The sequence below is a fragment of the Vibrio navarrensis genome, from assembly GCF_015767675.1.
Lineage (GTDB): Bacteria > Pseudomonadota > Gammaproteobacteria > Enterobacterales > Vibrionaceae > Vibrio.
The window spans coordinates 1,744,470-1,764,550 of record NZ_CP065217.1; the positions used below are offsets into that span (position 1 = coordinate 1,744,470).

Sequence of the window (20,081 nt, forward strand, 5' to 3'; positions counted from 1 at the left end):
AGATGCAAGCAACCTCTCAATTTAATGGAAGCTGCTTGCATTCTAACGATTGAGCTGAAAAAATTATTAAATACTCATTGCGATATCTAGCCAGTACGAGTATTGCTCATGTGATTCAAACTCATTTGGGGAGGTATGACGGTCAATTTCCTGTCCATTCTGGAAGACTAGAAATCCACAATCACAACCAAAAGCATATTGGTCAGCAAATTTTACTTTAAAGCGAACTTCACGGTACTTCTCTGATAGCGCAATGAATATTGGGTACGGAGTAGTATTCGCAGTAAAAAATGTAATTCTTCCGTAAATATATTCACCTCTTTCTTCGAGGTAACATTGGCTATCCCATGCATTCCACTTTGTTCCCCAACTTTGAACATTCCAATCCACATCACCATGATAAACACTGTTTCCCCCTTCAAAAGACGTTGATTTTAAAGAGTTGGAAAGCAGCTTATTAAAATCTATATCATTACTTTCATTCCTGATCGCATCGTGAATAGAATTAGCATAGCATTTATCTTTAGTACGAAACTCGATGATATTATAAATATGATTAGGCATGATTTTACTCCTGTTTTTTTAAAAAAATAAATAACAAAAATTCGTTATATTAGGTTAACTGAAAATTTACTTTTTCAGCTTATTTATATCTAAATAGCATTTCCTAAATGTAGGTCACTAAGCTGATTTTTCCTTGAAGTCGAGCAGTTTAGGCGGTTTAACGATATACACATACTTTCTGAATCAAAGGGCGTTCAACAACGCTCCATTAGAAACGCTTATTTAGTCATATACACATATATAACTTTGTTTTTCTTCACGCTGATTTCACCAAGAATACACTTTGAAAATATAAATACACGACACGGACTTCTTTATTGAATCGTCTTACATTGGTGCAAAACCATTTGCTGGATAGCTGAAACAAATGCCTTAAGACTAGGATATTGTTTGAGAAGTGCCTTTAACGTGCTTTTTACTATTTCGAAATGTGGACTGACTCGACAAATAAATTTTAATGCATTCCTAATTGGCTCCTTATGATTGAAGTTATTCAGTCGAAAAATACCATATTGATGATGTGTGACTGAGATGAAGTTAAAACAAGTTCTCATGATGCACACCTATCAATCGAGTATTGGATGACTCGTTAAAAAGTATTAAAACCCTGATAACAACGTGACGTTCTGAGGGTAAAAAGTGCATCAATACGTTCCAATAGGAATAATAAGGTTTGTTTTGATAGAGAGATTAATTGAAGGGCGTCAAATAATCCCAGGTCCAAAGCGTCATTTAATTTGCTGTCAATTAGTAGTGCTTTTAAACTCTCTCGTCGATGCGTGGACTGCGCTGCCAAAAACTGCTCTACGATACACTTGTTTCTCTCAAACCTTTGCCAAACTACATCACGAAAACTTGGTACGTCCCCCTCGTCAATCGAGGGTAAACGAACAAGGGTAAACCCTAACGTTGCCGCATCTCGTGATATGTCATACAAGACAAATGCGGTTGCGGCATTCCATGGGGTGTTTGGCAACAAGACAACGCCATTATAAAGAATAGCACTGTTGAGTATGGCTTCAGTGTCATCAAGACGCGGTGGGAACCATTCCATATCACTTACCTTCAGATAGCTTTAAAGTGGTAATGAGGCTCTTTCTCAGCAAAATGGGTAAGCACTTTCTCCGCCACCTCAATGCGAAACACTGTCCCAGATTTGGCTTGAGTCACCCAATTTTTCTTACTACCACAGCTTGTGAAGCCGCCCGCTACGACACCTACCCCCTCTTCGACTCTTGCTCCTGAATCACGCCCAAATGCACGTGCGATTGGGTAGCCAAGGCAACAAAGTGTCCCCTTTTCTTCGTACACATCGTAGTCATCATTAATCGTCACTTCGACAGGCACGAGAGGAGAATTGAAAACATAAGCCAGCTCATCAACCTTTTCTTCGATGAGGCCACTGAACACCCAACACTTACTGGACTTATCCCATTGCCCCCCCCAGAGCGCGACATTTATCAACGAGATAGGTATTGTAAGTACTAGTTAAAGTAATAAAACCAGACTCATTTTGCTCCTCAATCGAGGATTTAAGTTTGAATATTAGGTCGGTTCCATACTTTGAACGAACGGAGATGTCTTCGACATCCAGCAGTTGTGTACCGATTGAGAGATTCTGAGACAGTTCATCGATTAAGATTCTGCACTTGTAGCCGTTAAGTGATGCAGCAAAATACTTTCGATTTTTCTTTAAGACGTTAAACTCTTTCATGGTTCCTCCGAAGTAATAATGAGTGACAACGTAATAACTTTTTTATGGCTTTCAGCCACTTATCTTGTTTTTATCGTTATTATTTTTGCTGTTATATTATTATTCAGAGCTTTCAAAGAGCAGAGCGATTTGGAAGCTTTATCAAGCTAGCTTAGCCTGTGCTTTAATGTCAAGAGTTTTTTATCCTCCTCAGCTTGAGCGCAAAAGTCGTTGGGAATCTTGCAATTACCACTGAAGTTGAGCAAGCTCTGTGCAACGTATGCACAGAACTAAAAGATAAATTAGTGAAAGTTCATGTACTGCAATAAAGGATTCGCTTGCTTAAGCGCTTGTCGCTGCGCAAGAAGCTCAGCGACCACACGCTTTTTATCTTCTCCCAAAGCACATGCAATAAGAAACGCATCGACTTCATGCGACATGAATCCCACAGCCTTGGGACCCAGTTGTATTGCGGGCGGAAATGTGCCATCGTTTATACGTCTGTGAAGCGTGGCTTGGGATAAACCAACGCGTTTTAATACATCGACTTTCTTTTCTATTTTCAGTTGATTAATTGTGTGTATAAGCGCCATTGGACGCCTCCGTTTATTCTTATTTTTATGACTACAAGAGCCGTTGCAAATATAATATTCGTATTTAGAGGTTAAAAGCAATCACTTTTTCGCATTTATTTAATTAAAAGTAAATATACATACCTTATATATTTCACGGAAGGCAAAGTATATAAGGTTCATATATTAAACATCATGTCGATATAGCCTGCCATAGCAATCAAGAACAGATAAGTATTAACACAACCTCTCCATTAATTCATTTCATTCAATAATCACACCTCTCGTTTATTTTTACGCCCCATAAAACTCAACTTAATCTATGTAATATCCGCCCCGACAACTACTTACTCAGTTCCAGTGAGACGACCTGAAAGCGACTGAAAGCACCAGAGACACAATGATAGTGCAGCGCAAATGCTTTGTCGCAAACGGCACTTTCAATGTCGTAACGCGCATTTTCCCTGTCGCACTCGACAAACTCCGTCATATTACACAGTAAATACAGGATTATTCAAACCGTCATATAGCATCTAATTAACTTAAATTAAAATAAACACTTCCCATCTCGTTAATTATATCGTTATAATAAAAACACTTAGGACAAAAACAGTAACAAGCGGATACTGCTCTTCCCCATTTGTTCCAAATGGCTCGTTTGTAGCTTTAGCCTCCCTTTCAGTCGGTTGCGCTAACATGCTTCGCAGTTATCGCTAAGTCGCACACTGTTGCTTCCTAGATAATAAAAATAAAATAATAATAATAAAAAGAGAAATAATAAAATGAACTTATCATTAAAAGAAGACTTACATGCAGCAATAAGAGAAATAGTAATCGACACCGAAAGAAAAAATAAAGATAAACTAAGAGCGCTTATTGAGAAAACAGATTGCAGCTTAGAAGAATTACAAGTTGTTGTACCTTCCTTTCTTCCGCAATTTTCAAGCACATCTAAACTTACGCTAAGTTCTCATGCGCGTTTTTGCAATTGCATTGTAAAAAGTATTTACGCTAAAAATAATGCAGATAGCTTTAACAAGGATGTTGTTACTGAATCACTTCGCATCCTAGATGCAGTCGAAAACGGCTTCAAAGAAGAGCGCAAAGAAACTAAAGACTTATGCGATGTAGCAATAAAAACACATGTAACTAAAGAAACCCATGAGCACTTCATAGCGTGCAGAAATAGTAACAACTATCGCTCTAACGCTGCTTTTCTGAGAGACATTATCTCAAACCAAATCGAACCACGCCCAAATAATGGTGAAGCGTATTTGCAGTACTTTAAAGAAACTAAAGAGCTATCAAAAGCCCTACAGGTCAGGGCGTCCGCATGAATGGTTAGAATTTAGTCATTGACTTAAATCCAGCAACTAAGACTTGCTCCAAGAAGCCGGGGTTCATCATGCAACGTTTCTGCTTCATTGGCACACTAATTTTGCTTGGCTCAGCTCTTAGCATGTTAAGTGCCATGTGTCTTAAACCTGCCAAATTTTCAGCCGCGTTTTGTCGGTAAATCTGACAAGCGTCTTCTCGCATGCTCACATCTAAAATCCAGTGCATTGACTCTATGCCCCAGTGGGCTCGAATGGCATTTCCTGCCTGCTCCGCGGTCAGGTCTGCTGAACTTATGTAGTAGCGGTACTCCAACTTTGGCGCTTTACCTTTGGCTACTCGGTAATTTTCAACCATGACAATACTGGTGAGTCCGCTCCACGTTGAGAAGTCACCCTCTAACTCACTAGCCTTGAGTACATGGCAAGTACGTGCTTCAACGCGGCCTTTTTGTTTCTCGATTTGATAGGTGGTTTTGTCAATTGGGGCACGGCGGTGTGGGGCGAAGGCTGTCTGTATGGCTGCCGACAACTTGCCTTGATTCCCCTTTACTGCCAACAAGTAATCACCGCCCTTGCTAGTGATCGCCTTGGCAATCTTGGTCTGGCAGGCCATCGCATCAATCGTCACGATAGCTCCTCGCAAGTCGAGCATCTTAATAAGCTCTGGAATCGCGGTAATTTCATTGCTTTTATTGTTGGTTTTGAGTTGACCCAGTACCATTTGGTTAGCACTTGCATAGGCGCTCACCATATGGATGGTGCTTTGCCTGTCGTCTCTATCGTAGGAGCCGCGCAAAGTCTTGCCATCAATGGCAACCACCTCACCAAACGTCATGGTATGTACCGCATTCATCCAACCCAGGAAGCAGTCGCGAAACTCGGCAGGATCAATATTTGCAATCAAACGAGCAAAGGTATCGTCGACAGGCACACCGTTTTCAAACAGCCCCTGTTTAAGAAACCACTCATGGTGGCCAAGAACATATTCACGAATGTCAGTCCAGCCTTGACCTCCGGCTATCACGGCACAGATAGACCCAAACAAAATATCAAACAGAGGATAATCAACTTTTGCACTTTGCCGTTTGTCACGGATGATACTGAAATGCGCTTTGATGGTATTAATATTCATGGTCGCTCCCCAAAAGAAGAGCATAAGATCACAGACCGTGCTTCAGGTCAAATTTAACCTTGCGTTGTACAAGAAATGTTCATGATCTTGCCCTGCCCTACAGGTGCTTTCAGAAGACATTGAAGATGCTGACAGCGCTAAATTAGCTAAACTAAGTAAATGCATTAAAGAGCTTAAGAAGAACGTTGATAGTACGCGCAAGCTAGCAATAGATTCCCATTCATCAGCAACAGCTAAAGTACTAGCTTTAAAATACTTATCTTCGCGTCAGCTAGACGAGCTATGCAAACAAAAGATACTAGAAGAAGCTGAATTATAAAGCCTGAATTCCCTCCTTGTTCAAGGAGGGCTTATCTACATTACTTCTTACTTTCTCACTCACAATAATAATAAAGAGACAATAAAATGATATTTACAGAATTAGAATGCACAAGAAGCCAACAAACCGCCAAGGACGCACAGAACCTCGTTGAATATGGCGCTAAACAAAAAGACGCAGATAACTTGGTGAAATATGGCGCGGGTAAAACAAAACATGCTCCTGCATCTGAGGGACATTCCTTCTTCATCTGTGCTAACGAAATCGAATCTATACCTGTTGAAATGGGTGAGCCAGCTACTGGCGCTGACTGGCACGATTCTATAGCAGAGCTTCAAAGCTCATACAGGCATAATCCGCACGTTAAGCACCCTTTCCGCCACTTTGTCATCTCTATAGACGAAGGAGAGTACCTCACAGACAAGCAATGGCGTAAAACAGTTAGAAAGACTATGAATCGTCTTGGTTACAAAAACGCACGCTACATCGCATTTAGACACGAAGATACTGATTCTCAGCACGTACACATAACAGTATCAACACAAGACTTGGAAACAAACAAAGTGATAAGTAACTGGATGTCTGTTGAAGCTGCACAAGAAATCATGCGCGAACAAGAAAAAGAGTTTGGATTAAGACAGCTAGAAAACTCAGCATCAGTACTAGCAAAAGGTGAAGCAGTCACTTCTGACAAGTACTCTCACTCAGTCAAGTTGATGGTAAGACGCTTAGTTGAATCAAGCATCAAAGAGCTACCAGCGCTAGTGCAAGCTAGGGCAAACATGCTAAAGAAACTGGGCGTAAACGATGAGCACACTAGTAAAGCAAGCTTGGCTCTTTATCAAATAGCGCTATTAAGAAATGGCGTTGAGATAATACTTAAAGAAGACAGAAACAACGAGAAGTACATCGGTCTTGTTTACAAATACAATGACTTCATCATACCCGCCTCAAAACTTAGAAGCGGGAACAAATTCACTCTTGGAGGATTGATAAAATCAGGCGTTCTAGCCAGTGATGCTAACATTATAAGTAGTTATGACGAGTCACAAGTCGAAAATTATGATCTTAGAGAAATGTTTGAATCGCAAAAAGATTTTGCAGAGCGAAGATTTGAAACAGTGAGAAGAGATGCTGAAGCACATGCTGATAAAGTCAAAAAACAGATGGAAGAGTGGGATAAGCACATGTTTAACTGCTTCATTATCTCGTGTAGAAAGCAGCATCAAAAAGCGATGGAAGATGCGATTGATTTTTGGCTGTATCACGGCAAGCGCATCAACAAACGCGACAAAGCTTTCGTTCACACGATTTACGAGCAAGAGAAATGCATATACTCTGCATCTAAAACGCTAAGTAAATACTTCTATCATCTGCTTCTAATCTTTTTCGAACTAAGCAAGAAGAACCACTGGGAATTGAAAATAACCCCAATCGCGGCACATGAAGATCAAGACCTAGCAATTAACCAAGCCATTGAACAAATAGAAAAAACATATAAAAAAGAAGGTATCTTTGCTGACAACAAAAAGCAGAACAGAAGACGCAACATCAAGAAGAAACCAAAAGATATCGCTGAAAATACATATTAATTTAAAAAGAGGGCTGAAGCTCTCTTTTTATTTTTGTAATATAAACAGAAAAACTCACCATCATTTAAAAAATTAACTGAAGAATTTAATACAAACAATAACATTATAGTTTATATTATAAATTTAAATGCTATAATAAAAAAATAAAAATAAAAATAATAATAAAAATATAATAATATCCGACATTCCGCAGCTAATTTAGGAATAAACTACCTCATAGAATCTACCGAGTAATTTGAGTAGTTGTGTTTGGTGATCTTGAAGTCCAGTGATGAACCGTTGGCCGTTAATCTCTAGCGTATCTATGCCTTCGAATTGCAAGAAGACCCAACGTGCCGTCGGTCTGGAGGTCGTCTTGTTCTTTACCATACTTGGGAAGAACGCTTCGGTTTGTGCGAGTTGCTCTCTGATTTTGTGTTCTAAACTGGCGTAAACAAGCAAGCTCAACGTCATTATCATTAGCAACGCTTCAATGCGTTCAGGCTTTTTCAAGAAGATGGAAGAGGTTAAAAATTCAGGGCTTTTTAGAAAGCGGAAGCCGCGCTCGACTTTTTGTTGCGATTTGTAATGTGCTAGAAGAGCCGTCATGGTGAGTTCTTCATTGTCGGTGTCATTTGTCGCGAGGATAAACATGCCTACTTTGAGCTTAGCCAGTTTTACTTTTTCTAGGTCGGTGAAGGGAGCGGCTTCGATAAAGTATTGGTATCCTGTCGGTGCTTCATCTGTCTTTGGGCGGCCCGAATGAGAGTAAGTCGGCAGTTTGATGAGAGTGCCTTGTTCAAACCCTAGTAAGTCAGATTGTTTCTTGAAATCGTTAAACGCTAATTCTGCGTCAACTTCACAAGCGAATGGTTTTTTACTTAGCTTTTCCAACGCTTTGATTTCTTTTGCTATGTTTTTCTCTAAGTTCTTGAAGAAAGTGATTTCTTCCCGCTTGGTGGCCTGTTCACTGTGAACGAGCAACCAACGTTGATTGACCTTTCCGTAATCCGAGTCTATCCAACATCCTGAGTAGCCATCATCAATAGCGATTAATTGCTCTGGCTCTAGCGCAAACAGTGCTTGTTTTGCGAGCTTGATGGTCATGGGTACACGGGTAATGAACTTTTGATTTTGCTCATCTAGCGAGGAGATGCTTTCTTCGGTGTACAAGGCGGCATCAGCGATAAAGTAACGACTATTTTGCGCGGCTTTTAGGCAATGTATGTGTCTTTTAGTGACTTCAGCGAATGCCTTGGCATCATTGGTGTTGCCACTCAGTGCTTGCATGTAAACAGGAATACCTGCTTGGTTTTCACAGATGAGTTCAAGCACCACTTGGTTAAGCTCTGGCCTATGATCCCGACTGTAGCCTCTTACAAGCTTAATGACGTTGGTGTTTTCATCTTGTGCATACTCACCATCAACGTGGAAGCTAGTGATATCAAGATGAACAGAATCCGTCGTCAAGCCCAGTTTATCAACAACACGCTCAGCAATAACCTGATAGAGCGCTGAGACATCGGCTTCGTATAGAGCATCTAAGGTGCGGCCTAGTACATCATCAGTAAGGTGGTGTGCTTCAATGTCTTTGGCGAGTAGCTTAGACACAGGCTTGGTCTTAAAAAAGTCCGAGAACATGTGCAGTGTTCTGCTATGAAAGCCAAGTCCATTTAGGAGCATGGCCAATACCGCGTCACCATGAGAAACATTGTGGTCAGAATATTTTGGGATAACGGCATCTATCATCCGTGGCAGGCCAATTTCGTGACAAAAGGCGGCAATGAGACCAAGGTGATCTAAGCGTTTAATAACAGGATGGGTAGACATATTTTGAGACCGTCAAATAGCAGTAATAGATCAAAACTGTCGATCGCGGTCAAGATGGTGTCGTGGTTTTTATGAAAAAATGATCGCTAGATCACACTATTTAAATTCTGAAATTAGCTGCGGAATGACGGTAATATGAGTAATTTTAAAAAAATAAATAATGAATTAACTGATAACGTTACAGTAACACCAAAACAAAAGAAATCTCCCCTACCGCGATTTCAAAAAAACAAAAGTGGCAAGATACTTTACATTATTGTCCGAGATCCTGAGTTAATAAATGGTAGCGGCAACGCAACACATATAACATTAATAAAGCTACCGATCACTGCCCCCTCCTCTCCGCGTTCTATAAAACACCTCATTGCCAAATATGGCACTGAAGAAGCGAAATCTGGAAAGTACGAAATTACTGAGCACAACTTTGACGAGATCATGTCTCACTTTAGACCAGCTAACGAGTTATATAAGAAGTACAGAAAAGAAGAACTGCATGAAAAGCAAAGCGTTGTTATTAATTCAAAAGAAGAGCAAGTCTGCAAGATTGCTGCATTGATACATCAAGCATCAGATGCTTTTGACGAGCTAGAGGGTGAAGATGAGATTGATGTTCTTGAAGCACAAGAAATCCATCAGGCTTTGTACCGAGTGAAAAACAGACTCAGAGCAGCAAGAATGCCTGATACTTACTATAACGAGTTTCTCTTTAAAGAAGATGATAAAGAATCTGTTGAGCATATGCGCAGTAAGCGTAAGTTTAACCTTGAAGACAAAGCTAGCCTTATGAGATTCGTTAAAGTCTTTTCTAAGCTAACCCCTCTAAAGCTTCGTGACCGTGACTCATCAAAAACTGATACAAGAACAGTAGCATTAAGAAGAAAAATCGAAGAACTCATACAAAAAGTAGAATAGAACCAACAGCCCCGATGGGGCTGTTTTTCCTTTTTACCCTTGACTGCGGGTAAAGCACAAACTACCCTCTATCGCGGGTAAATATGAGGAATTGTTATGTTGATAACATCATCTAGGCAGTTAGCAATACATCTGCGTGACGAAAGAAAACACAAGAACCTGTCGCAAGCTAAGGCTGCCGACCCCGTGGGTCTAAAACAAGACACTATTTCCAAGTTTGAGATTAATCCAGAGACCACCAGGATTCAGACGCTATTCCGCATCTTATCATCGCTAAATCTGGAAATGCATATAGTGCCGAAAGGAGAAAGTATCAAACTGAAAGCCGACAGTGGGAGCGAAGAGAAATGGTGAGTAAAGCCATTCCCATGCATAGGAATACAATCAGACATCTGATCGTCATATTAACTCTGAAAAGTTATTGCTAGATCGTACAAATCGATCTGCTGCTATTGTAGCTCACAACTGTCGGATAGGCGACACCTGTTACCAGATGCCGCCCTCCTAAGAACCGTACGTGCAACTTTCACTGCATACGGCTCAAGCCTCCGCTAAGGCGTATTACGTTACCCAGCAACCTAGATAGCAGTTAAGGCAGGGTCAAACCAAGAGTGACGACTTTCCTTTTTCGGCTTCCTCTTTGCCAAGTAATCTTGGTAAAGCGGATCGAATGGGGTTGCTGCACTTCTAATTTTCACATGCCTTTTGATCGGCGTTTTCGCTATTTGAATTAGGTTGTAGTGACAGTCCATATTGGCGATTTTCTGCCAACCGTGAAATTGCCATCCACCACTTCTGTTCATGTAGTATTTTCGCCTTACCCAGTCTTTGGGTTTAGTGGGATGACGTCTAACCGCCCATCGCCACAGTAACCAGAAGATTTGATGACCGAGGTAACCGAAAGTGCGCTTTGCAACGCAGTGGCGATAATAGTTCGCCCAACCTTTCAGCTTAGGGTTCAGTAATCTAATGAGATCATTGACTGGCATTGTTGCGTGCTTCTTGATGAGTTCACGCAAGTTACCCAAGAAAGAGAGAACGTTGCTCTTACTCGGTTTGATGAGTAGTTTGCCTTTGTACTTCCTGAGGTTAAAGCCCAGAAAATCAAAGCCATCATCTATATGAGTAATGTGTGTTTTCTCTTCAGAGAGTGTCAACCCTCTTTCTTTTAGAAAATCAATCACCCTTGGTTTGACTTCGTTAACAAGAACATCTTTTGACGAACCTGTTATCACAAAATCATCCGCATAACCGATAAAGTTAACTCGTTCTCCCGATTTCTTAGCGACTTCTTTCACGAGCTTTTCTAGGCCCGCAAGCGTCAGTAACATAAGCGTTGGAGAGATAATTCCTCCTTGCGGAGTTCCCTCCGACGTTCGGTAGAACAAGCCCTTATCGATATAGCCAGAGCCTAACCACTGCTTCAGCATCCTTTTGTCTATTTGAACATGTTCAAGTAGCCATTCATGCCCAATCTTGTCAAAGCAAGCTTTAATATCCCCCTCCAAAACCCAGCGACCTGAGCGCTTAAGACACAAGCATTTGAAACATTGTGCTATTGCGTCAGCCGTACTGCGATTAGGGCGAAAACCGTAGCTATTTGGATCTGCTATCGTTTCCGATATCGGTTCCAAAGCAAGCAGATAAAGCGCTTGTTGCGCTCGGTCTATCATGCATGGAATGCCTAGGGGTCTAAGTTTGCCATTCTTTTTCGGGATGTAGATACGTCTGAGCGGTTTAGCTCGGTAACCTTTGCGATTCAATTGATCCACTGCGGTCATTCGACGGGCATCCGTATTCCAAATGACACCATCGATTCCTGGAGTGTTACTGCCTTTGTTTTGGGACACCCGCTTCACAGCAAGTAATTTCGCTGATCTGGAGTGGGTTAAGATCCACTGCAAAGCCTTCGCTTTACTGTGTTTTCCCTCTCGAGTTGCTTTTTCAATGCGCATTTGAAGCTTTAACACGTGCGACTCGACAGCTTTCCAATCGATGGATTGCCATTGAGTGCCATTAGGAGAGGCACTAACTTCTGATGAAGCCACCATTTGCGTTTCTCCTTGAATAAAGTTCTTCAAATCATCTTGCAACGGGAGACCAGTTAGAAGTCAGCTCGCTTTCACGCCAGATATAAACCTGTATCCACTTCATTACAAAGCGGCCTTTGCTTTTTCTAACCTCCTTTACCTGCACACCTATCGGCAATCTTCGCAGACTGCTTTCCCAATGGGAGATATACAGGCTTACCCTGTTCCGTATGTCGCGCAAAATATCAGCTTAGATGCCCACTATAGTGCGGAGAGTACATCGATCACGAAAGAGTACTGTCCAACTTCTTTCCGACTCTCATTGCCATTTTTGGCCACAGCGTATTAACCACTTCCGCTGCTTCATCATATAACGCGCCTTACGTGGATTCACTTACGTTCATCATACTGACACCCTAGCACTTACCCAATTTGTGGTTATCAGGAGGAACGTCCTCTCACGATTCCATTCCCACTCTGCCTAACGGCTGAGTTTCGTTACATTGTCGGATCCGCTGCTTTATTCAGGATCCTAGGGTCATCTGGTGATACAGATGGTTCACTCTTATCGTGGTGAACAACGCTTCATACGACTTCAGGTCGCACGGACAAAAGTGAGTTAGGGCAACCGCTTCAACTCACTTGTAAAGCATAAGAATGTTTAACGACCGACCTTGCAAACCTACACACTCATCCCATGTGTAGAAAGTTCAATAAGATACTTGTCTTTCCTCAGCTCACTTGACTGCGTGATTCATTGTTTTTATACACATAAAGTTGCACAATATTCTCAGTGTGTTTTATTTGAGAATAATTAAATGAGTAACTTTATCTATCAAGGTGGAATTGCAATTTCTGAGGATGACTTTAAAAGTCATCTAGGCTCTTTATGCCAATTAGAAAACATTGGTGTCCTTCTTGGTGCTGGTGCATCCGTAGGATGTGGCGGTATGACAATGGAAGGAGTATGGCTTGATGCAATAGACTGTTCGCCTGATCTACTCGATGAATTACTTACTTTTAATCTCATAACTCAAAAAAATATTAATAATAAAGATGTAAATGTGGAGCAACTTTTAGATCAAGTAACTCAATATTTATCGGTATACAAAAAGACAACACCACAGGGCAAGATCATGAACATTTCTTGTACAACGCAAGGTTAAATTTGACCTGAAGCACGGTCTGTGATCTTATGCTCTTCTTTTGGGGAGCGACCATGAATATTAATACCATCAAAGCGCATTTCAGTATCATCCGTGACAAACGGCAAAGTGCAAAAGTTGATTATCCTCTGTTTGATATTTTGTTTGGGTCTATCTGTGCCGTGATAGCCGGAGGTCAAGGCTGGACTGACATTCGTGAATATGTTCTTGGCCACCATGAGTGGTTTCTTAAACAGGGGCTGTTTGAAAACGGTGTGCCTGTCGACGATACCTTTGCTCGTTTGATTGCAAATATTGATCCTGCCGAGTTTCGCGACTGCTTCCTGGGTTGGATGAATGCGGTACATACCATGACGTTTGGTGAGGTGGTTGCCATTGATGGCAAGACTTTGCGCGGCTCCTACGATAGAGACGACAGGCAAAGCACCATCCATATGGTGAGCGCCTATGCAAGTGCTAACCAAATGGTACTGGGTCAACTCAAAACCAACAATAAAAGCAATGAAATTACCGCGATTCCAGAGCTTATTAAGATGCTCGACTTGCGAGGAGCTATCGTGACGATTGATGCGATGGCCTGCCAGACCAAGATTGCCAAGGCGATCACTAGCAAGGGCGGTGATTACTTGTTGGCAGTAAAGGGGAATCAAGGCAAGTTGTCGGCAGCCATACAGACAGCCTTCGCCCCACACCGCCGTGCCCCAATTGACAAAACCACCTATCAAATCGAGAAACAAAAAGGCCGCGTTGAAGCACGTACTTGCCATGTACTCAAGGCTAGTGAGTTAGAGGGTGACTTCTCAACGTGGAGCGGACTCACCAGTATTGTCATGGTTGAAAATTACCGAGTAGCCAAAGGTAAAGCGCCAAAGTTGGAGTACCGCTACTACATAAGTTCAGCAGACCTGACCGCGGAGCAGGCAGGAAATGCCATTCGAGCCCACTGGGGCATAGAGTCAATGCACTGGATTTTAGATGTGAGCATGCGAGAAGACGCTTGTCAGATTTACCGACAAAACGCGGCTGAAAATTTGGCAGGTTTAAGACACATGGCACTTAACATGCTAAGAGCTGAGCCAAGCAAAATTAGTGTGCCAATGAAGCAGAAACGTTGCATGATGAACCCCGGCTTCTTGGAGCAAGTCTTAGTTGCTGGATTTAAGTCAATGACTAAATTCTAACCATTCATGCGGACGCCCTGGACAACACCATTAAACATCGGAACAGATTTTGAGTCCCCACCAGTGGGTAAGCTTCAGAAAATCCTTCTTTGCTTATATCAATCAGTAACTAAAGCTGCATTACTGGTAAAGCAAGAATCTTTTGGTGATGAAAAATTAGGATCTCAAGACAAGTTCAAATATCACAGAGAACTGCTTGAAAAATTAATTTCAAATCGCCAGCCAGGTCAAGCAGCTCCGATGCTTTTCACCACCAACTATGATCTTTCATTAGAGTGGGCAGCCGAAGAAATAGGCATCCAACTTGTCAATGGTTTTTCTGGACTTCATACGAGAACTTTCCAACCCCAAAATTTTGATTTGAGCTTCAGAAACGTTAATGCAAAAGGTGAAGCCAGATTTGGACATTATCATGCTTACTTGCATAAATTACATGGCTCACTGTCATGGATTCAAGAGCATAACAGTGACATTAAAGAAATCCCCTCTGCTCTGGCTAAAAGTCGCTATATTGATCCATTGCTAAATGGAGAGCCTGTTTATGACAAGCAATTCTTAATTTATCCAGGTGCGAATAAGTACCACCATACAATCGGCTTTGTATATGGCGAGATGTTTCGTCGGTTTAGTGAGTTCTTATCAAAGCCTCAAACAGCTATCATCATCAACGGATATGGTTTTGGTGACTACCATATCAATCGGATAATTCTAGGTGCACTACTAAACCCATCTTTACATATTGTTATTTTTTATCCTGAACTTGATAAAATCTCGGTAGATGCCGAAGGTTTAAGCGAATCTCAAAAGTGTATTAAAAAGCTCAAATCACTGTCATTGAATCAAATTACAATTGTTGGTGGAGGCTCATCTGCTTACTTCGATTCATTTGTTAAATACATCCCGAAACCAGTTTTATTCCCTCGAGATACTTCAACGCAAGATCTCGTAGCTGCGATCAATGATTTAGTTCAAAGTGGAAATCAGATATGAGCATTGAGACTATTGATTCTATTGGGTATGTGGTTGCTCTTGAGGGAACGAAAATTCGCGTTAACTTACTGGAAGGACATAAAGGTCAATTAGCATCTCACCGACGCGGTATAAGTTCTGTTTCTCAGCCAGGTGATTTAATTGGATTAGATGCAGGTACTAATCTTGTGATTGCCAGAGTTACAGACATGGCATTTGTTGATCCTGATAAAGCCCACTCTTCTAATGTGGGGACGATGAATGTAATTGATACCCCTTTAAGGCAACTCATAGCGTATTCCATCGGCTATGTATGTCAGAATGGTGATAATCGAAAATTTATTTCTGAAAGTTGGAAATTACCTACGTTAGGTGCGAAAGCTATTCCACTATCGAGCGACTACCTAGAAAGTATCTATGGTGTGAATGAAGATGAAAAAAATTCCACTGTTGAGCTAGGTCGAGATTCTAGAACCAAAACAACGAAAATTAATGTAGGTATCAACTCGCTACTTTCTAGACATCTTGCCGTGCTAGGCAGTACAGGTTATGGAAAATCAAATTTCAATGCTTTGTTGTCACAAAGAATTCGTGGAAAATTCAAAAATTCTAGAATCGTTATATTCGATATAAATGGTGAATATGCTGTAAGCGCATCATAAACCCCGCATTCTAATCGTCTAGCCCGAATAATAAGATCAAACCTCCAACCCAAAGGAGATTTGAAATGGCCAAACGACGCACTAACCAAGAATGGCGAACCCTGTTCGAACACTATGAATCCAGCCAGCTATCACAACGATTATTCTGTGAACGTAACGGACTGAGCCTTTCCACTTTTTACGCTAAGCGCCAACAGTTAAAGCACATCGAAAAACCGAACACGGTTGGCTTTGTTAAAGCAGAAGTCGTTGAAAAGACGACAAAGTATCAAGCCACTCACGTTGTCGTTGCCAACATGACACTACTTGTAAACAATGTTGAACTGAGCATCCCACAAGGCACACCAGCGACCTATCTCGCAGAGCTTATCGGTGCGTTATCATGAAACGCATGCTCAGCGCTCCAAAGATTTACTTGTATCGTGAAAGCGTCGATTTTAGAAAGTCCATCAACGGCCTCGCTGCGATTATCGAAAATGACACCGACTTGCCCTTGGGCAGCGGCGCACTGTTCCTGTTCACCAACAAACAGCGCGACAAAATCAAAGTGTTGTACTGGGATAAAACAGGCTTTGCTCTTTGGTATAAGCGCCTTGAAAAAGCCAAGTACAAGTGGCCATCAAAAGAGCAAAATGAGGTGTTTACCCTAACTCAATTCGAGCTTGATAGACTGCTTTCTGGCTTCACGATTATCGGCCATAAACCCGTTAGAATAAACGATTTTACAATGACTTAAGCGATAATAAAGTCTTATCCACCAAGCATTAACGGCATGATTTTAGTATCATCAATGCCATGAAAAAGACGCCAAATATCAACCCAGAAAGCCAAGATGTTGCCGAGCTACAAGCGATGGTGAAAGCACTGTTGGCGTCAGAAAACCAATTGAAACAAGAGCGCCAATCGCTGCTTGAACAACTCAAACTTGCCTTCGACCGTCAGTTCGCTAAACGCTCGGAGGCGTTAAAGCCTTACAATGAATCACAAGGTGACCTCTTCAACGAAGCGGAATGTGAAGCCGCTAAGGAAGAAGAGGTTGAAGTTGTCACAACGACCATCACAACGAAGAAACGCGGTAAACGTCAGCCACTGCCAAAGACCTTGCCTCGTGAGGTTATCGAACTCGATTTAGACGACGATGAAAAGCAGTGCGCTTGCTGCCAACATAGTCTGCATAAAATCGGTGAAGACCGTAGCGAGAAACTTGAGTTCACACCTGCGGTACTTAAAGTGTTGGAATATGTTCGTCCTAAATATGCTTGCCGCCAATGCGAGCAAACTCAGGACAACAGCCGCATTGTTCAAAAGCCAGCGCCGCAAAGCATTATCCCGAAGAGCTTCGCCACAGAAAGCTTGTTGACCAATATCATCCTCGGCAAATACCAATATGCGATGCCACTTTACCGTCAAGAATCCCTGTTTACCCAGTCGGGTATCGAACTCTCACGAACCACCATGGCAAGGTGGATTATCCAAGTCAGTGAGAAGTTCGCTCCACTTTACGCGGCCTTAAAAACGCACCTACTTGAGCAAGTGGTGATTCAGGCGGATGAAACGCCGCTCAATGTCCTCAAAGAAGATAAACAGTGTTATATGTGGCTTTACTGCTCGGGCGCAGACTCGCCAGATGCCGCCCTCCCTAATGTGAGAAATATCGTCTTGTACGACTATCAAAACAGTCGAGCTAGGGCGTGCCCTGTTGCCTTCTTGGGGGATTACAGTGGTTATCTACAAACCGATGGCTATGGTGTTTATGATGGGCTTCATCTCGTCACCAATGTCGGTTGCTTCGCGCATGCTCGGCGCAAGTTCATGGAGGCGAAGAAGCTTCAAGGCAAAGGCAAGTCAGGTAAAGCGGATAAAGCGCTGGCCAAAATCCAGAAGCTTTATGGAATAGAATCACGCTTAAAAGGTGAGTCTGCGGAAAAACGAAAAGCAGAGCGCCAAGAGCATGCTAAGCCGATACTGGATGAGCTTTATGAATGGATGACAACTCAGAAAGTGCTTGAGTCTAGCCCGCTGGGTAAAGCGATAAAATACACGCTCGGCCAATGGCCGAAGCTCACCCGCTATATCGATGACGGTCACTTATCGATAGACAACAACCGAGCTGAACGCGCAATAAAACCGCTGGTTATTGGGAGAAAGAACTGGCTCTTCTCGACCAACCCTAACGGGGCGGAAGCGAGCGCGATGCTTTACAGTATCGTCGAGACAGCGAAAGCCAACGGCCTTATCCTTTACGACTACATGGTCAAGTGCATGCAGGAGTTAGCGAAAGCGGAACCTGATATCGATGCACTCCTGCCTTGGAACTTCAAACACTAACAATATCGCCCCGTGGGTTCATGGGGCGGATACAATATGCTGATGCTTTTATTGGGCAAACGCGAGTTAAGGAGACAATCTTAGGAAGTGTTCCATCTTCTCCCGCTAAATTATTCCCGCCTTTAGCCGTACCACCTCCGCCCCTCGAGATTTTTGACGGTAAACACCCTGTTTATCATCGAATCCCCTATCAAGCATTTGGCTATGCTGGATTAATCAAGTTACTCAGACCAAGTGATAAAACGCAACTTCCTGCACTACGAAATGCATTGAAATCACTCCATATGGTTTGTGCTGGTAACAATGGCACTATACTTACAGGAGAAACCATACCACCTTCAACCACAACAACTTGGTTCGAATTGGTTGATGATTGTAGGCAAGATGGACAAGAACAATTAAGTAAATGGTTGCAAAAACTAAGAAGCAACTCTCTTGGGTATTTTCCAATATGGCCTCCTTTTAAAGCGCTAGCTAACCTTGTTGCAGAGTTTGGCTGCCAAGCTTTCATGCCTAACGGTACAAGTAAAAGGGATGCTTTTAGTTATGGCAACGTATTGCCATTGGTTAAGATTATTCAACAACTTGTAGATGACCCACGCTTTAATAATGTAGTTAATCTATCTGGTGGACAAGCTATCAACAATCCTGCAAGTATGTGGCAAGAGGAAGTTGAAAAAGAAGTCGATTATATTTTTGGTAAAAAAGCGGGGGAAGCGCAAGATTGGGATGTTCATATCATTAATTTAAAGAACATTGCAGACGACCATGCCCCAATGATCTTAGGTTCACTTTTAGAAATGTACTCAGATGTGTTATTTAAAAGAGGGCAAGACAACAATTACCCCACGATGCTTCTTTTGGAAGAAGCCCACCACTACCTTAGAGACCCTTTCGCTGAAGAGGGAACTCAGCTTAAAGCATACGAAAGACTTGCAAAAGAAGGGCGTAAATTTAATTGCTCTTTGCTAGTGAGTACACAGAGGCCATCAGAGTTATCTTCAACTGTTCTCGCCATGTGCTCGAACTGGATCTCTCTGCGTTTGACTAACGAGCGGGACATCAATGCATTAAGATATGCAATAGAAAACGGCAATGAACATACACTTAGTGAAATTTCAGGTTTGCCTAGAGGTGATGCTATCGGTTTCGGTTCAGCTTTCAATATCCCAATTCGATTCTCCATTGATGAAGCTGTACCTAAACCAAAATCTTCGGATGCTGCATTTGCGTCAATATGGTCGTAAGTATCTCAATTGGAATATTGGCTGTAGTTGCCAGACTTAATAACAAGTCAAAATTGATTAGCATTTGTATGGCACATTAAAACTAAAAACTCGTAGTAGTTATATCGACCTAAAACGTTTTGGGGCGTGCGACGTGAAGTCGTATGAAGCGCTGTTCACCGCTAAACGAGTGAACCATCTGTATCACCAGATGAACCTAGGAGCCTGAATAAAGTAGCGGCTCTGACAATGTAACGAAGGTTGGTAGTTGCCGATCGGGATCTAAATCGTGAGAGGACGATCCTCCTGATAACCACAAGTCGGGTGAGTGCTAGGTAGTCAGCATGATGAACACAAGTGAATCCGCGTAAGGTGCGTTATCCTTCGAAACAGCGGAAGTGGTTAATACGCTGTAGCCAAAAGGCACGAGAGTTGGAAAGAGATTGCCCCATGCTCTTTCGTGATCGTTGAACTCTCCGCACCATAGCGGGCATCTAAACTGACTTTGCGCGACATACGGAACACGGTAAGCCTGTATCACTCCCTCTGGGAAAGTCTCTGTGACCGATAGTGATGCAGGTAGAGGATG

At 42.1% G+C, this 20,081-nt stretch carries 21 protein-coding genes; 12 read left to right on the forward strand and 9 right to left on the reverse strand.

Annotation, left to right across the window (positions count from 1 at the left end; all coding sequences use genetic code 11):
• Window positions 1-66 precede the first annotated feature (66 nt).
• The 6 genes from I3X05_RS08040 to I3X05_RS08065 form a co-directional block, all read right to left on the reverse strand.
• Entirely contained in the window at window positions 67-564 is a 498-nt protein-coding gene (locus I3X05_RS08040; protein WP_337971142.1) for a hypothetical protein, read from the reverse strand.
• A 589-nt stretch (window positions 565-1,153) separates the two neighbouring features.
• Entirely contained in the window at window positions 1,154-1,618 is a 465-nt protein-coding gene (locus I3X05_RS08045; protein ID WP_337971143.1) for a hypothetical protein, read from the reverse strand.
• Window positions 1,619-1,629: 11 nt separating this feature from the next.
• Complete coding sequence (locus I3X05_RS08050; protein ID WP_337971144.1) at window positions 1,630-1,974, reverse strand: hypothetical protein; 345 nt, start codon at window positions 1,972-1,974, stop codon at window positions 1,630-1,632.
• Between the two features lie 16 nt (window positions 1,975-1,990).
• On the reverse strand, window positions 1,991-2,278 hold the full coding sequence (locus tag I3X05_RS08055) for a hypothetical protein (protein WP_337971145.1): 288 nt from the start codon (window positions 2,276-2,278) through the stop codon (window positions 1,991-1,993).
• Between the two features lie 281 nt (window positions 2,279-2,559).
• Window positions 2,560-2,850 (reverse strand): helix-turn-helix transcriptional regulator, encoded by a 291-nt coding sequence (locus I3X05_RS08060; RefSeq protein WP_337971146.1) that lies wholly within the window; start codon window positions 2,848-2,850, stop codon window positions 2,560-2,562.
• 322 nt (window positions 2,851-3,172) lie between these two features.
• Window positions 3,173-3,319, reverse strand: a complete 147-nt coding sequence (locus I3X05_RS08065; protein ID WP_337971147.1) for a hypothetical protein — start codon at window positions 3,317-3,319, stop codon at window positions 3,173-3,175.
• A 292-nt stretch (window positions 3,320-3,611) separates the two neighbouring features.
• On the opposite strand from I3X05_RS08065, the gene I3X05_RS08070 reads away from it, so the two are divergent.
• Window positions 3,612-4,166 carry a chromosome partitioning protein ParA gene (locus I3X05_RS08070; protein ID WP_337971148.1) on the forward strand — a complete coding sequence of 185 codons (555 nt, stop codon included), beginning with the start codon at window positions 3,612-3,614 and terminating at the stop codon, window positions 4,164-4,166.
• Window positions 4,167-4,170: 4 nt separating this feature from the next.
• Here the strand turns inward: I3X05_RS08070 and I3X05_RS08075 are convergent, their stop codons facing one another.
• Window positions 4,171-5,298 (reverse strand): ISAs1 family transposase, encoded by a 1,128-nt coding sequence (locus I3X05_RS08075; RefSeq protein WP_337970597.1) that lies wholly within the window; start codon window positions 5,296-5,298, stop codon window positions 4,171-4,173.
• 405 nt (window positions 5,299-5,703) lie between these two features.
• Here I3X05_RS08075 and I3X05_RS08080 point away from each other — a divergent pair, with 405 nt between their 5' ends.
• Window positions 5,704-7,209, forward strand: a complete 1,506-nt coding sequence (locus I3X05_RS08080; protein WP_337971149.1) for a relaxase/mobilization nuclease domain-containing protein — start codon at window positions 5,704-5,706, stop codon at window positions 7,207-7,209.
• 198 nt (window positions 7,210-7,407) lie between these two features.
• Here I3X05_RS08080 and I3X05_RS08085 read toward each other — a convergent pair whose 3' ends face one another.
• The gene (locus I3X05_RS08085) at window positions 7,408-9,018 is read right to left on the reverse strand and encodes an IS1634-like element ISSpu7 family transposase (protein WP_337970633.1); all 1,611 of its coding nucleotides are present in this window, start codon (window positions 9,016-9,018) and stop codon (window positions 7,408-7,410) included.
• 135 nt (window positions 9,019-9,153) lie between these two features.
• Between I3X05_RS08085 and I3X05_RS08090 the strand changes: the two genes are divergently transcribed.
• Together I3X05_RS08090 and I3X05_RS08095 are read left to right on the forward strand one after the other, a co-directional pair.
• Complete coding sequence (locus tag I3X05_RS08090; RefSeq protein ID WP_337971150.1) at window positions 9,154-9,930, forward strand: hypothetical protein; 777 nt, start codon at window positions 9,154-9,156, stop codon at window positions 9,928-9,930.
• A gap of 96 nt (window positions 9,931-10,026) precedes the next feature.
• The gene (locus I3X05_RS08095; protein ID WP_267342464.1) at window positions 10,027-10,284 is read left to right on the forward strand and encodes a helix-turn-helix domain-containing protein; all 258 of its coding nucleotides are present in this window, start codon (window positions 10,027-10,029) and stop codon (window positions 10,282-10,284) included.
• A gap of 224 nt (window positions 10,285-10,508) precedes the next feature.
• Here the strand turns inward: I3X05_RS08095 and ltrA are convergent, their stop codons facing one another.
• Window positions 10,509-11,981 carry a group II intron reverse transcriptase/maturase gene (ltrA, locus tag I3X05_RS08100; RefSeq protein ID WP_337971151.1) on the reverse strand — a complete coding sequence of 491 codons (1,473 nt, stop codon included), beginning with the start codon at window positions 11,979-11,981 and terminating at the stop codon, window positions 10,509-10,511.
• Window positions 11,982-12,778: 797 nt separating this feature from the next.
• On the opposite strand from ltrA, the gene I3X05_RS08105 reads away from it, so the two are divergent.
• The 8 genes from I3X05_RS08105 (at window position 12,779) to I3X05_RS08140 (ending at window position 19,513) form a co-directional block, all read left to right on the forward strand.
• Window positions 12,779-13,126 carry a hypothetical protein gene (locus I3X05_RS08105; protein WP_337971152.1) on the forward strand — a complete coding sequence of 116 codons (348 nt, stop codon included), beginning with the start codon at window positions 12,779-12,781 and terminating at the stop codon, window positions 13,124-13,126.
• A gap of 53 nt (window positions 13,127-13,179) precedes the next feature.
• The gene (locus tag I3X05_RS08110; protein ID WP_337970597.1) at window positions 13,180-14,307 is read left to right on the forward strand and encodes an ISAs1 family transposase; all 1,128 of its coding nucleotides are present in this window, start codon (window positions 13,180-13,182) and stop codon (window positions 14,305-14,307) included.
• A 63-nt stretch (window positions 14,308-14,370) separates the two neighbouring features.
• Window positions 14,371-15,297: an SIR2 family protein gene (locus I3X05_RS08115; protein WP_337971153.1), complete on the forward strand. Its 927-nt coding sequence runs from the start codon at window positions 14,371-14,373 to the stop codon at window positions 15,295-15,297.
• A complete protein-coding gene (locus tag I3X05_RS08120) occupies window positions 15,294-15,938 on the forward strand; it encodes a helicase HerA domain-containing protein (RefSeq protein WP_337971154.1) in 645 nt (214 codons plus the stop codon). Before I3X05_RS08115 ends, I3X05_RS08120 begins: the two co-directional genes overlap by 4 nt.
• Window positions 15,939-16,003: 65 nt before the next feature.
• Window positions 16,004-16,324 carry an IS66 family insertion sequence element accessory protein TnpA gene (gene tnpA, locus I3X05_RS08125; RefSeq protein ID WP_045569184.1) on the forward strand — a complete coding sequence of 107 codons (321 nt, stop codon included), beginning with the start codon at window positions 16,004-16,006 and terminating at the stop codon, window positions 16,322-16,324.
• The gene (gene tnpB, locus I3X05_RS08130) at window positions 16,321-16,674 is read left to right on the forward strand and encodes an IS66 family insertion sequence element accessory protein TnpB (RefSeq protein ID WP_337970604.1); all 354 of its coding nucleotides are present in this window, start codon (window positions 16,321-16,323) and stop codon (window positions 16,672-16,674) included. The genes tnpA and tnpB overlap by 4 nt, the downstream gene beginning before the upstream one ends.
• A 59-nt stretch (window positions 16,675-16,733) precedes the next feature.
• Entirely contained in the window at window positions 16,734-18,266 is a 1,533-nt protein-coding gene (gene tnpC / locus I3X05_RS08135) for an IS66 family transposase (RefSeq protein WP_193277853.1), read from the forward strand.
• Window positions 18,248-19,513: an ATP-binding protein gene (locus I3X05_RS08140; protein ID WP_337971155.1), complete on the forward strand. Its 1,266-nt coding sequence runs from the start codon at window positions 18,248-18,250 to the stop codon at window positions 19,511-19,513. The genes tnpC and I3X05_RS08140 overlap by 19 nt, the downstream gene beginning before the upstream one ends.
• The last annotated feature ends 568 nt before the right edge of the window (window positions 19,514-20,081 follow it).